The organism is Pseudoalteromonas sp. NFXS39, assembly GCF_040148775.1.
Classification (GTDB): Bacteria; Pseudomonadota; Gammaproteobacteria; order Enterobacterales; family Alteromonadaceae; genus Pseudoalteromonas; species Pseudoalteromonas apostichopi.
In genome coordinates, this window is the sequence record NZ_JAGDEC010000005.1 from 125,259 (window position 1) to 139,416 (window position 14,158).

Below are 14,158 nucleotides of genomic sequence, written 5' to 3' on the forward strand. Positions count from 1 at the left end.
ATTTTTGCCTTGCTATCAACGAGGTTTCCTTGCCTCAAAATAGATCACTTAATTAAGCGAATTGGTATTATTTAAAAACATTACACACAAAAAAGCCGCGTTATAAAACGCGGCTTTTTTAGTTAAGCGACTAAATTAATCAGCCGCTAAGGTTTTTGCCATATCAGCACTGGCTCTGCCAGCAGGTTTAATTGAACCTGCACGAAGGCCGCTATCTGGAATAGCTACACGTTTGTCATGCGCCATAGCCGCTGGCGTTGGCTCTGGCTCACTGTCAGTTACAGGCGTAGGTTTTGCCATTGCAGCGCTTGCTGAACCTTTTACTAAAACTGTTTTCTCATTTTTAGCAGGTGCTTCAACTTTTACTGGTTCTTCAGCTTGTACTGGCTCTTCAGCTTGTACTGGCTCTTCAGCTTGTACTGGCTCTTCAGTTTGTACTGGCTCTTCAGCTTGTACTGGCTCTTCAGCTTTTACTGGCTCTTCAGCTTGTACTGGCTCTTCAGCTTGTACTGGCTCTTCAGCTTGTACTGGCTCTTCAGCTTGTACTGGCTCTTCAGCTTTTACTGGCTCTTCAGCTTGTACTGGCTCTTCAGCTTGTACTGGTTCTTCAGCTTGTACTGGTTCTTCAGCTTGTACTGGTTCTTCAGCTTGTACTGGTTCTTCAGCTTTTACTGGTTCTTCAGCTTGTACTGGTTCTTCAGCTTGTACTGGTTCTTCAGCTTGTACTGGTTCTTCAGCTTTTACTGGTTCTTCAGCTTTTACTGGTTCTTCAGCTTTTACTGGTTCTTCAGCTTTTACTGGTTCTTCAGCTTTTACTGGTTCTTCAGCTTTTACTGGTTCTTCAGCTTTTACTGGTTTTTCAGCTTTTACTGGCTCTCCAGCTTGAGCTTGTTTAGCTTTTAGCTCAGCTTCATATTCAGCAGCAGCTTGATCAGCAACCGGAATGAATGCAGGAGCATCAGTTTTGTCATCACTCGACTTCTCGTCTTGCTCAGGGCGACGACGACGTTGACCAGCAGCACGTAAGTGACGTGGTGAACGACGAGAACGAGTGCGAGGTTGCGCTTGCTCTTCGTCTGTTGATGCTTCAACAGATTCAATTTGCTCTGTTTGTTTAGGTTCAGCTTCTGTTTTAACTGGTTTAGCTTGAACTTTCTTTTCAGAATCTGCTTGTTCTGCTTGTTCAGTCTCAACAGCTACTGTTTCTTTTGCAGGCTTAGCTGGTTTCTCAGCTTTTGCGGCTTGCTCAACTGTTTCAGTTGTTTTTACTGTATTCGCATCATCTGCATTTTCATCTTGTACGCGAACTTTTTTGCGTAAGTTACGACGTTGACGACGAACCTTAGGTTTAGTTTCCTTCGGTTGCTCAGCTTGCGTTTCTTGTGCAGTATCTTTTGTCGTTTGCTCTACATCATCATTACGTTTTTCATTACGTTTTCTGTTGTTAGAATTACGACGACGTTTGTTGCGATTCTCGTTACCTTCTTTTTGCTCAGGCTTATTAGAAGTGTTTGTGTTTTCTTCTTTAGCTTGTGCATCATCAGGACGCTTATTGCGCGAATTACGACGACGTTGATTGTTGCTACGGCGACGGTTGTCGTTGTTGCGACGATTATTGCTACGTCTTTGTGCTGCCTTTTTCTCTTCTTGCTCTTTTTCAGCTTCCTCTTCGGCATTACTGAATAATGATTTGAAGAATTTACCAATTGCAGCAAATAAACCACCTTCAGACTTTTTAGCCGCAGGAGTGGCTTGTTCAACTTTAGGCGCAGCTTGAGGAGCAGGTGTTGTAGGCATTACTACACCTTTTAGAACCGGCTCTTCACGAACTGGTGCTGAAGGCGCTTTAGCCATTTCAAATGCTTCTGGCTCAGGAGCAACAACTTGCTCGTAGCTTACTGTTTCGATTGTTTCGTCTTTACGTAAGCGAACTACTTCGTAATGAGGTGTTTCCATGTGTTGATTAGGAATGATCACAACATCAACGTTATGGCGCTTTTCGATGCGCTGAACACTACGACGTTTTTCGTTTAATAGGTAAGCGGCAACAGCAACAGGCACTTGTGCATTTACTTGAGATGTGTTGTCTTTGATTGCTTCTTCTTCGATTAAACGAAGGATAGACAATGCAATTGACTCGTTAGAACGAATCGTACCTTGACCATTACAACGAGGACATGGGCCTTGGCTTGCTTCACCTAATGAAGGGCGCAGACGTTGACGCGACATTTCAAGCAGGCCAAAGCGTGAGATCTTACCAATCTGTACACGGGCACGGTCAGGGCGAGCAGCGTCTTTTAAACGGTTTTCAACTTCACGTTGATGGCGTGGTGGTGTCATATCGATAAAGTCGATAACAATAAGGCCACCTAAGTCACGTAAACGTAATTGACGGGCAATTTCGTCTGCAGCTTCTAAGTTGGTATTAAGTGCTGTTTCTTCAATATCACCGCCTTTAGTGGCTTTTGATGAGTTGATATCGATAGACGTTAGCGCTTCAGTTGGGTCGATTACAATTGAACCACCTGATGGTAAGCGAACTTCACGTTGGAAAGCAGACTCAATTTGGCTTTCAATTTGGTAGTGAGTGAATAGTGGTACATCGCCCTGATAAAGCTTAACACGACTCATGAAATCTGGACGGAAACGCTCAATATGCGCTTTCGCTTCTTCAAATACACGTGCTTTATCAATTAAAATTTCACCAATATCACGACGTAAATAGTCACGGATTGCGCGGAAAATTACGTTACTTTCTTGGTGAATTAGGAACGGAGCAGGGCCGCTATCAGCTGCTTGCTGAATTGCTTGCCAATGCACTAATAGTGCTTTTAAGTCGTAATCAAGTTCTTCAAATGATTTACCAACACCAGCAGTACGAACAATTAAGCCCATGCCTTTAGGTAACTCTAAACGGCTTAGTGCTTCTTTAAGTTCAGTACGCTCATCACCTTCAATACGGCGGGAAATACCACCCGCACGAGGGTTGTTAGGCATAAGTACTAAATAGCTACCTGCAACACTGATAAAAGTCGTTAACGCTGCGCCTTTTTGGCCACGTTCTTCTTTATCAACTTGCACGATTACTTCTTGGCCTTCTTTGATCACGTCACGGATATTTGGACGACCTTGGAATGTATAGCCTTGTGGGAAGTAGGTGCGAGCTATTTCTTTAAGAGGAAGGAAACCGTGTCTTTCAGCACCATAATCAACAAAGGCTGCTTCTAGTGACGGTTCGATACGGGTAATTTTACCCTTGTAAATATTTGCTTTTTTTTGTTCGTGACCTGGGCTCTCTATGTCTAAATCATACAGGCGCTGGCCATCAACCAGTGCAACGCGCATTTCTTCTTGCTGCGTCGCATTGATTAGCATACGTTTCATATTGTTACTCTACTAATTCTGTCGCTGACATGACGATATAAACTCGTCTGTTCAGTGGTTTCTGACGGTTGTTTTTGTGCAGTCTCACGACTGGTTAAAGTCAAAACCTGAGGTTGTTTGCTTACATTGAGCATCACTAAGTGTGGCTGACAATAACATGTTGTCACGTTATTAAATTCTTTTTGGTGTCAAAACTGCCGCCAATTCTGCGGTTTTAATTTACGAGTTCTGTCCCGAAGTCGACCATGTTCAAATTTTTATTCAATGTCTTGCTACAACAGCTGTATCTGAATGACGTTGCTACGTCGTCACTATCAGTCAATTTATCTTGTTCAATTGCTTTTTATGTTCATTAATCAACATTCGTGCTCAAATTATTCAGGCAATATATTACGCGCATCGCCGATAATTGAACGCTCGTGTTGGCTGGGTAATTATAAAAGCTTTGGAAAACTTAGCGCGGATCTGTATGATCGGCAACCCAGAATATGCTTCACGAATGTATTAATGTGATAAAAGCACCGTTGTTACTTGCAAACTTTTTGTTCGCGACGGTGATTATCCCACTATTACCGTCGCGTTAGCAACTAAATTATTTACTTAAATCAGTGATTAGGCAATGTCAGAAAAAACCGGCTTACAAGTTTCGTTTGTTACCATAGGTGAAGACCATCTCGGTCAACGTATTGATAACTTTCTTATTACTCACCTAAAAGGTGTGCCTAAAAGTGCAGTTTATAAAATCCTTCGTAAGGGCGAAGTGCGAGTAAATAAAAAACGCATAAAACCTGTCTACAAACTACAACTAAATGATGTAGTTCGTATTCCACCTATTAAAGTGGCTGAAAAAGAAGAGTTTGTGCCAAAAAAACTCGATAAGGTAAAACAGCTTGAAGACGCCATTTTGTTTGAAGACAAGTATTTAATGGTGATCAACAAGCCTTCGGGCATGGCTGTGCATGGCGGCAGTGGCTTAAGTTATGGATTAATTGAAGCACTTCGAGTACTTCGTCCAGAGGAGCGTAGCTTAGAGCTTGTTCACCGTTTAGACCGTGACACATCAGGTTGCTTGCTAATATCAAAGCGTCGTTCTGTGTTGACTGATTTGCATAAGCAGTTACGTGAAAAAACCATGGAAAAGAACTATTGGGCGTTAGTCGATGGCCAATGGGACTCTAAAACAAAAAATGTTACCGAAGGACTTCGTAAAAACACGTTGAAGTCAGGTGAGCGTGTTGTTCGCGTTGATAATACTGAAGGTAAACCATCACATACACGTTTTCGTGTGCTTGAGCGATATGCTGAGTGCTCACTAGTGCAAGCGTCGCCGGTAACAGGGCGTACTCACCAAATTCGTGTGCATACACAATGTAAAGGTCACCCGATTGCTTGTGATGATAAATACGGTGTTGCAGAGTTTGATCAATACGTGAACAAGCTAACTGGTTTAAATCGTTTGTTTTTACATGCTCATGATTTACGTTTTATGCACCCTAAAAACGAAACAACCATGCATGTTGAGGCACCATTAGACAATGCACTTAAAAACTGCATTAAAAAGCTACGTGCAGATAATGAACAAGTTTAAGCTGGTTATTTTCGATTGGGACGGCACAGTGATGGACTCTGTGCCAAAAATCGTTACTTGTTTGCAAAATACAGCAAGACAGCTCGGTATTGCTGTACCAACAGTTCAGCAAGCAAAAGATGTGATTGGTTTGTCGCTAGCAAAGGCTACTGAGGCGCTTTTTCCTGCCCATTTACATTTAAACGATGAACTAGTTGCAGCTTACAAAGCGCAGTATCGTGAATTAGATGTCACACCCACGCCTTTATTTGCTGATGTAGAAACTGTACTAAAGCAGCTAAGCGACGCAGGTATGCAATTGGCAGTGGCTACCGGTAAAGGTCGTGAAGGCATCGATAGACTACTTAACGAGTCAGGCCTTGGTAAGTACTTTGCCACTGTAAAATGCTCAGATGATGCTAAGTCTAAGCCATCACCGGATATGCTTGAGCAAATTTTACAAGAGCAGGGCATAGCTAAACGTGATGCTGTGATGGTTGGCGATAGCCAACTCGATATGGCAATGGCTAATGCCGCAGGTATTGCTTGTATTGGTGTGAGTTTTGGTGCTCATAGCCCGGCGCAGTTACTACAACACACGCCGTTATGTGTTGTTGATTCATATCAACAGCTATTGCAAGTTTTAACTACTTCCCTTGAAGCATCAATATATCAACACCAAACTCAGCCAGCACTTTAGTTAATGTGATCAGTGGCAGACCTATCAATGTATTAGGGTCATCGCCACTGAGCTTTTCAAATAAACAGATGCCTAACCCTTCACTTTTAAAGCTGCCTGCGCAGTTGTATGGCTGCTCTGCATCGCAATAAGCATTGATCTGCTCAAGTGTGAGTGTTTTAAATGTCACATCAAATGGCACTACTGTGGTAATTGCTTTATCACTTTGTATATCAAATACACTCAAACCGGTTAAAAAGGTCACTGTATGGCCACTAAACGATGATAGCTGCTTAATAGCATTCTCTTTAGTATGAGGTTTACCTAAAATTGTATCGTTGAATACCGCTACTTGATCAGAACCGATAACTAAACCCTCACTAAAATGTTGTTTGGCAACTCGGGCTTTTTGCTCGCTTAAACGTGCAACTAATTGTTCTGGCGTTTCAGCTGCAATAGGGGATTCATCTATATCTGGTGAAAAACTTTGAAAAGGTAAGTTAAACTTAGTTAATAATTGCTGTCTAAAAGGTGAGCTGGACGCTAATATAAGTGTTGGTTTCATAATAAATTCTGGATAAAAATTGTATTTTGCCAAGGATAAGCCACAATGAATCCGAAAACAAAGCAGAAGATCGTTAAAAACCTATCAAAATTGGTTTTTTACTTTGACTAACTTACTAACTATCTATATGATGCAGCCCCTATGCAAAAGGTGAAAATTCCCATCACTCTTCATCCCAGCAAAGCAGCTCAACATCGTTTAACGTATGACGGTATTGTCCCGCTTGAAAAACTTTCTCGTTTAGAGCAAGTTGTGCAGGAAGAAGTAGGTGAAATAGCGGTAAAGATTCATTGCAAAATTGATGAGCAAGGTTTAGTGGTAATAAGTGGAAACTTATCAACACATGTAACTGTAACTTGTCAACGCTGTAATGGTGAATTAGGGTTGGATTTGGATCAAGACTTTGTGTATTCGCCAGTTGGTTTGGATGCAGAGTCAGATCATCTTCCTGAAGGCTACGATGAAGTAGAACTGGACGAAAACGGTGAAATCAACGTATTTGAGTTAATCGAAGACGAATTGATTTTAGCGATTCCAATAGTGCCTACACACAACGAAGCTTCGTGCAGTTATTCATCAGAGCCTACTAGCTTTGGTAAATTAGCAGCAAAAGATGACAAACCAAATCCATTTGATATTTTGAAACAACTTAAGAAAGATTCTTAGGAGAAGACTAATGGCTGTACAAAAAAGCAAAAAGTCTCGTGCAAGACGCGGCATGCGCCGTTCACACGATGCGATCAGTGGTCCAACTTTAACTGTAGATCAAGTTTCTGGTGAGACTCACCGTCGTCACCACGTAACTGCTGACGGTTACTACAAAGGCGTTAAAGTAATTTCTAACTAAGAGATTGCTATATGCTGACCAATCTAACCATAGCGTTAGATATGATGGGGGGCGATTACGGCCCCCGTTCATCTATCCCCGCTGCCGTGCAAGCGGTAAATGCTAATACCAACTTAAGACTCATCTTATGTGGTAATCAGCAAGTTATTCTAAAAGAACTCGAAGCACTCGATTCTGTTTCGCACCCTCGTTTAATTATTCGTCATTGTAGCGAAGTCGTGACAAATGCGTGTGAACCTGCTTCAGCGGTTCGTTCTAAAAAAGATTCATCAATGCGAGTTGCCCTCGATTTAGTCAAGTCGGGTGAAGCGCAAGCGTGTGTAAGTTCTGGAAATACAGGCGCGTTATTTTTTATGGCGCATTACGTATTAAAGATGCTTCCAGGCGTAAAACGTCCTGCATTAATCTCTGCCGTTCCAACCGAACGTAAAAACCCAGTCTATTTACTTGATTTAGGTGCTAATGTGCATTGTGATGCACAAACTCTTTATCAATTTGGCATTATGGGTTCTGTAGTAGCAGGGCAGGCTCTTGGCTGTGATAACCCAAGAGTTAGTTTATTGAATATTGGCTCTGAAGACATCAAAGGGCATGAAGGAATAAAACAAGCTGCACAGTTAATGCAGCAGTGTGAATATCTCAACTACACTGGTTACAGTGAAGGTAGTGATATTTTCAGCGGAAAAGCCGATGTTATTGTGTGCGAAGGATTTGTAGGTAATGTGGCATTAAAAACCTGTGAAGGTATTGCCAAGCTGATCATGCACAAACTCACCAAAGCCTTACACAAACATTTCTTATACAAAAGTTTAGCGTTTTTATTACGTCCGGTGATAAAAAAACTCTACAAGCGGGTGAACCCCGACCAGTATAACGGCGCAAGTCTGGTAGGATTGCGCGGTATTGTTGTTAAAAGCCATGGCAATGCCTCACCGAAGGCGTTTCATGCAGCTATTGATGAAGCCGCGCGGGAAGTCGAACGCCAACTCCCTGAAAAAATCGCTGCGATTTTTGAGCAAACACATCCAACAACAAAGTAGTGCAGCATATCTAAAACTTGTTATGCTGCCTGCTACAGAATATTTTTTTGTTTAATTATAAGAGCAAAGTATGGCACATAAAATTGCACTCGTATTTCCAGGTCAAGGCTCACAAACTGTGGGCATGTTATCTGAACTATTAGCTGATTCACAGATTGCTAAAGCAACATTCGCTGAAGCATCTGAAGCTCTTGGCTATGATCTAGCTGCACTTGTACTAAATGGTCCAGAAGAAGAATTAAATCAAACCCATCGTACACAACCAGCACTTTTAACTGCTAGTGTAGCTATTTACCGTCAATGGTTAGACGCAAACCCTGAAGCCGATGTTGTGATGGCCGGTCACAGTTTAGGTGAGTATTCAGCATTAGTTTGTGCTGGCGTTGTAAGCTTAAGCGAAGCCGTTAAACTAGTTGAAAATCGTGGTTTATACATGCAAGAAGCAGTACCTGCGGGTGTTGGTTCTATGGCTGCAATCATCGGCTTAGGTGACGACGAAATTAAAGCAGCGTGTGAAGCATCAGCAAATGGCGAAGTTGTTTCACCAGTAAACTACAACTCACCAGGCCAGGTTGTTATTGCCGGCCATAAAGCGGCAGTTGAGCGTGCATCAGAAGCATGTAAAGAAGCAGGTGCTAAACGTGCTTTACCACTTGCAGTAAGCGTACCTTCTCACTGTGAACTAATGAAACCAGCTGCTGAGAAATTAGCTGCTGATTTAGCTGCTTTAACATTTAATACACCTAAGTGTGATGTAATCAACAACGTTGATGTAAAAGCAGAGCAATCAAGTGAAGCAATTAAAGATGCATTAGTACGTCAACTATACAGCCCAGTTCGCTGGACTGAAACAGTACAAGCATTAGTTGCGCAAGGTATCACACAAAGCTATGAGTTTGGCCCTGGTAAAGTACTAACGGGTCTTGCAAAACGAATTGATAAAGCAATGGTATGTGCTGCGGTTAATACGCAAGCTGCTATTGATGAAGCGAAATAAGTAGGAATAGAATGACAAATTTATTTTCTCTTGAGGGCAAGGTTGTCCTAATCACTGGTGCAAGCCGTGGTATTGGTAAAGCGATTGCAAACACGCTAGTTGCACAAGGTGCAAAAGTAGCGGGTACAGCAACAAGTGAATCAGGTGCTGCTAAAATCAGTGAATACCTAGGTGACAACGGTAAAGGTTATGCTCTTAACGTTACAGATCCTGAATCGATTGAGGCGACACTTGCTGCGATCAAGGCTGATTTAGGTGATATCGATGTATTAGTTAACAATGCAGGTATCACTCGCGATAACTTATTAATGCGTATGAAAGACGGTGAGTGGGATGACATCATCGACACTAACCTAAGCTCAATTTTCCGTTTATCTAAGGCTGTTTTACGCCCTATGATGAAAAAGAAAAATGGCCGTATCATTAATATCGGTTCTGTAGTGGGCACTATGGGTAATGCGGGGCAAGCTAACTATGCTGCAGCGAAAGCGGGTGTAATTGGTTTTACTAAGTCATTAGCACGCGAAGTTGCATCACGTGGCATCACTGTAAACGTTGTTGCACCTGGTTTTATCCAAACAGATATGACAGATGAGCTGACTGAAGACCAAAAAGCGGCTACGCTTGCAAATGTACCAGCAGGACGTTTAGGTCAACCTGATGAAATTGCTGCTGCGGTATGTTATTTAGCATCTGACGCTGCTGCGTATGTTTCAGGCGAAACATTGCACGTAAATGGCGCGATGTACATGGTCTAATGAAAGTTGGCAGAAATTTGCTAACGAAAGATTATCGAAAATTGTTGAATTTTTTGTGATCTTGCTTTAAACATACTTGAATTCGCTATGAAAATAAGCGATAAATGAACAAATACTATTCGAGAGGTTTGACCAGATAAGTAATTATCAGCAAATCCTTGAATCACAGAATTATGCGGCGTAAACTACGCCGCAATCTGAAAATAACGCATTGGCGTTTTTAATAAAGGAAAGAAGAATGAGCGACATCCAAGAACGCGTAAAGAAAATTATCATTGAGCAACTAGGTGTTAAAGAAGAAGAAGTAAAACATGAAGCTTCTTTCGTTGATGACCTAGGTGCTGATTCACTTGACACAGTAGAACTAGTAATGGCTCTTGAAGAAGAATTCGACACTGAGATCCCAGACGAAGAAGCTGAAAAGATCACTACAGTTCAAGCTGCAATCGATTACGTTACAGCTCACGCTGAGTAATTTTACGCATTTTGATTTTAAGGGCAGCATTAAGCTGCCCTTAGTCTATCTGAAGAATGATACTAATAAATTTGGTATACACCCCACCTAAAATAATTTCCTTATTGGAGGCAACCCGTGGCTAAACGTCGAGTCGTCGTAACTGGCTTAGGAATGTTGACACCGCTAGGTAATGATGTTGAATCTACTTGGCAAGGTTTGTTAAACGGTAAAAGTGGTATTCAAACTATCACGCATTTCGATACCTCAAGTTTCGGCACCAAATTCGCAGGTTTGCTGAATGACTTTGATGCATCAGCATACATGTCACCGAAAGATGCAAAGAAAATGGATTTGTTTATCCAATATGGCATTGCAGCGGGTGTACAAGCACTACAAGATTCTGGTCTAGAGATCACTGAAGAAAACGCCACCCGTGTTGGTGTAGCAGTGGGTTCTGGCATCGGTGGTTTAACTTTAATTGAAGAAAACCACATTAAACTATTAAATAGCGGTCCGCGTAAGCTTTCTCCGTTCTATGTGCCTTCGACCATTATCAATATGATCTCTGGTCATTTATCGATTATGCACGGCTTACGTGGTCCAAATATTTCAATCGTTACAGCCTGTACTACAGGTCTACATAACATTGGTCATGCTGCGCGTATGATTGCATACGGCGATGCAGATGCAATGGTAGCCGGTGGTGCTGAAAAAGCATCGACACCAATTGGTATGGGTGGCTTTAATGCAGCACGTGCATTATCAACCCGTAACGATGATCCACAAGCAGCATCACGCCCATGGGATAAAGACCGTGACGGTTTTGTTCTTGCTGATGGTGCAGGTGTTATCGTACTGGAAGAATATGAGCATGCTAAAGCACGTGGCGCGAAAATCTACGCTGAGCTCGTTGGTTTTGGTATGAGTGGTGATGCATATCACATGACATCTCCACCTGAAGACGGTGCAGGCGCAGCACTGGCGATGGAAAATGCCCTAAACGATGCACAAGTTAATGCAGACCAAGTTGGCTACATTAATGCTCACGGAACATCGACTAATGCAGGCGATAAGGCAGAAACATCGGCCGTTAAAACTATTTTTGGTGATGCGGCGAAAGATGTGATGGTAAGTTCATCGAAATCAATGATGGGTCACTTGTTAGGTGCTGCAGGCTCTGTAGAGTCGATCATTACTATCTTGTCACTTGTTGATCAGAAAGTAAGCCCTACAATCAACCTTGATAACCCAGATGAAGGCTGTGATTTAGACTATGTACCGCACACTGCACGTGACGCTAAATTGGATTACGCTCTATGTAATTCATTTGGTTTTGGTGGTACTAATGGCTCGTTGCTGTTTAAAAAGGTATAATTCTTTTTAACAACGGACTAAAAAGAAGAGCCCAGTTGTTTAACTGGGCTTTTTTGTATGAATAAATTAAAACAAACAATAAAAATAACCACACCAGATACCAGTATAAGCACGCAAGATCGTGGCTTAAATTATGGTGACGGCTTTTTTACCACAGCCTCTGTGGTGAATTCTGTCGTTGAGCACTGGGACTTACACAAAGCACGATTAGAAGAATGCGCGCAAAGGCTATTTTTCCCCGAGTTAGATTTACCTGCAATCGAGCGTAGGGTTAACCACGTAATCAGTGAAACGCAAGCGGGTATTTTAAAAGTAGTTATCACCCGAGGTGCAGGTGGGCGTGGTTATGGCTTACCAGATACACCAAGTATCCAAGTGCTGATCAGTGTAATGCCTGCAGTTTCACACTATAAAAGTTGGCAGCAGCAGGGCGTAAGCCTAGCAGTTAGCAACGTTAAACTTGCACATCAACCTTTACTTGCAGGCTTAAAAACATTGAACCGTTTAGAGCAAGTACTTATCAAAAGACAAATGAACCCCCTTGAGTGTGATGACGTTGTTGTACTTGATTATGATAACAATGTGATTGAGTGCTCGGCTGCAAATATTTTTGCCATTAAAGACGGTCAAGTTATGTCACCTAAGTTAAACCGCTGCGGTATCACTGGGGTTTATCTAAGCGCTTTATGTGATAAGTTAGCCATTGAATTTAAAGCAATCCAACTAGATGAGCTTTTAGCTATGGATGCCGTATTTATGTGTAATAGTTTAATGGGCGTGGTTCCCGTTGCACGGATTACTGATACAGAATTTGATATTGAACGCAGTAAAGCGCTATTAACGGCGCAGTTTGCCAAGGAGAATGTGTGATAAAAGTCATTGTTAGCGTGCTGTTATTAGCATTGCTATGCTGTGGTATTGGCTATCAACAGCTTCAATCAGCAATGAAAATGCCGTTAAAGGTTGAAAACAGTACTTTATTTAAAGTAGAACGTGGTACTGGGTTCAATCAACTTTGCCAAGCATGGCAAGCAAAACAGTGGGTTGATAGCTGCTTTAAATTTCAGGTGCTCGCTAAATTAGATCCTACGCTTACTGATCTAAAAGCGGGTCTTTATGAACTTGATACAAGTGCTGTGATTGATAATATCCGCCGCATTAATCAAGGTGCACAAGTAAGCTTTAGCTTCACAATTATTGAAGGACAGCCACTTCGTGACGTCGTTGCCAATATCCAAAAGCAAGTGCATTTAACACATGACTTAGATACAAAAAATTTAGCGACGCAGATAAGTAACACGCAAAAAAATTTAGAAGGCTGGTTGTTCCCTGATACCTATCACTACCACAGTGGAGATAGTGCCAGCGGCTTATTAAAACGTGCTTATAGTAAAATGCAGCAGGAACTAGAATCTGCGTGGCAAAATAGAGCATCAGATTTAGTGTTAAGCTCACCTTATGAAGCTCTAATTCTTGCTTCTATAATTGAAAAAGAAACCGGTTTAGCCAGTGAACGGCCATTAATTTCTGCAGTTTTTACCAATCGTTTAAAAACAAATATGCGCTTACAAACAGATCCCACCGTTATCTATGGCATTGGTGCTGATTTTGATGGTGATATCAAACGCAAAGATTTAACGACGTATACACCGTATAACACTTATAAAATAAAAGGCTTGCCGCCAACACCGATTGCTATGCCTTCGAAAGCGGCGTTGCTTGCAGCGGTTAATCCACCACAGTCTGAATTTATATATTTTGTTGCGAAAGGGGATGGTAGTCATCAATTTTCGAAAACATTACAAGAACATAATCGTGCGGTAAAGCAGTACCAATTAAACTAACAACCAGAATTGAGTCATATGACAGCAAAATTTATTGTGATTGAGGGCCTTGAAGGGGCTGGGAAATCAACGGCTATTGCCGTATGCCAAGCTTATTTAGAAAATAAGAAAGTCGATTTTATAAATGTACGTGAGCCTGGCGGCACAGCAATGGCTGAAGAGCTACGTAGTATCGTCAAACAGGCTCATCAAGAAACGGTTACAGGCGAAACTGAGTTATTAATCATGTATGCAGCACGCTCGCAATTGATTGCTAATGTTATAAATCCAGCACTTGATAAGGGAACTTGGGTGTTAGGTGATCGCCATGATCTCTCATCACAAGCATATCAAGGTGGTGGTCGCGGTATTGAACAGACTAAATTATCTTTTCTAGCGGATATGGTACTAAAAGGTTTAAAACCAGATTTAACTATTTATTTGGATATTGATCCTGCTGTAGGTCTTGCCCGTGCAAAAGGGCGTGGTGAGCTTGATCGTATTGAACAAGAAGCATTAGGCTTTTTTGAGCGCACGCGAGAACGTTACCTTGAAATTGCAAGCACTGACAACAGCATCAAAACAGTGGATGCTAATAAAACAATGCCTGAAGTGCATGCGGCAATTACAAAGGTGCTTGATAACTTTTTTGCAGGTTTAAGCTAAT

At 41.8% G+C, this 14,158-nt stretch carries 14 protein-coding genes; 12 read left to right on the forward strand and 2 right to left on the reverse strand.

The features are described 5' to 3' along the window. Positions 1-135: 135 nt before the first annotated feature. Complete coding sequence (gene rne, locus J3455_RS10910; RefSeq protein ID WP_349561719.1) at positions 136-3,384, reverse strand: ribonuclease E; 3,249 nt, start codon at positions 3,382-3,384, stop codon at positions 136-138. A 619-nt stretch (positions 3,385-4,003) separates the two neighbouring features. On the opposite strand from rne, the gene rluC reads away from it, so the two are divergent. After that, complete coding sequence (gene rluC / locus J3455_RS10915) at positions 4,004-4,972, forward strand: 23S rRNA pseudouridine(955/2504/2580) synthase RluC (protein WP_130051617.1); 969 nt, start codon at positions 4,004-4,006, stop codon at positions 4,970-4,972. Further along, a complete protein-coding gene (locus J3455_RS10920; protein ID WP_130051616.1) occupies positions 4,959-5,651 on the forward strand; it encodes an HAD family hydrolase in 693 nt (230 codons plus the stop codon). The genes rluC and J3455_RS10920 overlap by 14 nt, the downstream gene beginning before the upstream one ends. Here J3455_RS10920 and J3455_RS10925 read toward each other — a convergent pair. Further along, on the reverse strand, positions 5,599-6,195 hold the full coding sequence (locus J3455_RS10925; RefSeq protein ID WP_272981955.1) for a Maf family protein: 597 nt from the start codon (positions 6,193-6,195) through the stop codon (positions 5,599-5,601). The two genes, J3455_RS10920 and J3455_RS10925, sit on opposite strands and share 53 nt — an antisense overlap. 141 nt (positions 6,196-6,336) lie before the next feature. Here J3455_RS10925 and yceD point away from each other — a divergent pair, with 141 nt between their 5' ends. The 10 genes from yceD (at position 6,337) to tmk (ending at position 14,157) form a co-directional block, all read left to right on the forward strand. Continuing rightward, a complete protein-coding gene (gene yceD, locus J3455_RS10930; RefSeq protein WP_130051614.1) occupies positions 6,337-6,861 on the forward strand; it encodes a 23S rRNA accumulation protein YceD in 525 nt (174 codons plus the stop codon). A 10-nt stretch (positions 6,862-6,871) separates the two neighbouring features. Next, positions 6,872-7,042, forward strand: coding sequence for a 50S ribosomal protein L32 (gene rpmF / locus J3455_RS10935; RefSeq protein WP_036967969.1), 171 nt, complete (start codon positions 6,872-6,874; stop codon positions 7,040-7,042). Between the two features lie 11 nt (positions 7,043-7,053). Further along, on the forward strand, positions 7,054-8,082 hold the full coding sequence (gene plsX, locus J3455_RS10940) for a phosphate acyltransferase PlsX (RefSeq protein ID WP_054554712.1): 1,029 nt from the start codon (positions 7,054-7,056) through the stop codon (positions 8,080-8,082). 70 nt (positions 8,083-8,152) lie between these two features. Then, positions 8,153-9,079, forward strand: a complete 927-nt coding sequence (gene fabD / locus J3455_RS10945; protein ID WP_178926903.1) for an ACP S-malonyltransferase — start codon at positions 8,153-8,155, stop codon at positions 9,077-9,079. A gap of 11 nt (positions 9,080-9,090) precedes the next feature. Beyond that, positions 9,091-9,837, forward strand: a complete 747-nt coding sequence (gene fabG, locus J3455_RS10950) for a 3-oxoacyl-ACP reductase FabG (protein WP_130051612.1) — start codon at positions 9,091-9,093, stop codon at positions 9,835-9,837. Positions 9,838-10,075: 238 nt separating this feature from the next. Continuing rightward, positions 10,076-10,312 (forward strand): acyl carrier protein, encoded by a 237-nt coding sequence (acpP, locus tag J3455_RS10955; RefSeq protein ID WP_016707440.1) that lies wholly within the window; start codon positions 10,076-10,078, stop codon positions 10,310-10,312. A gap of 117 nt (positions 10,313-10,429) precedes the next feature. After that, positions 10,430-11,668, forward strand: a complete 1,239-nt coding sequence (gene fabF / locus J3455_RS10960) for a beta-ketoacyl-ACP synthase II (RefSeq protein ID WP_054554715.1) — start codon at positions 10,430-10,432, stop codon at positions 11,666-11,668. Positions 11,669-11,725: 57 nt separating this feature from the next. Next, entirely contained in the window at positions 11,726-12,538 is an 813-nt protein-coding gene (gene pabC / locus J3455_RS10965) for an aminodeoxychorismate lyase (protein ID WP_178926904.1), read from the forward strand. Next, positions 12,535-13,512 (forward strand): endolytic transglycosylase MltG, encoded by a 978-nt coding sequence (gene mltG, locus J3455_RS10970; RefSeq protein ID WP_130051610.1) that lies wholly within the window; start codon positions 12,535-12,537, stop codon positions 13,510-13,512. Before pabC ends, mltG begins: the two co-directional genes overlap by 4 nt. Positions 13,513-13,530: 18 nt before the next feature. Next, positions 13,531-14,157 carry a dTMP kinase gene (gene tmk, locus J3455_RS10975; RefSeq protein ID WP_349561720.1) on the forward strand — a complete coding sequence of 209 codons (627 nt, stop codon included), beginning with the start codon at positions 13,531-13,533 and terminating at the stop codon, positions 14,155-14,157. The last annotated feature ends 1 nt before the right edge of the window (position 14,158 follow it).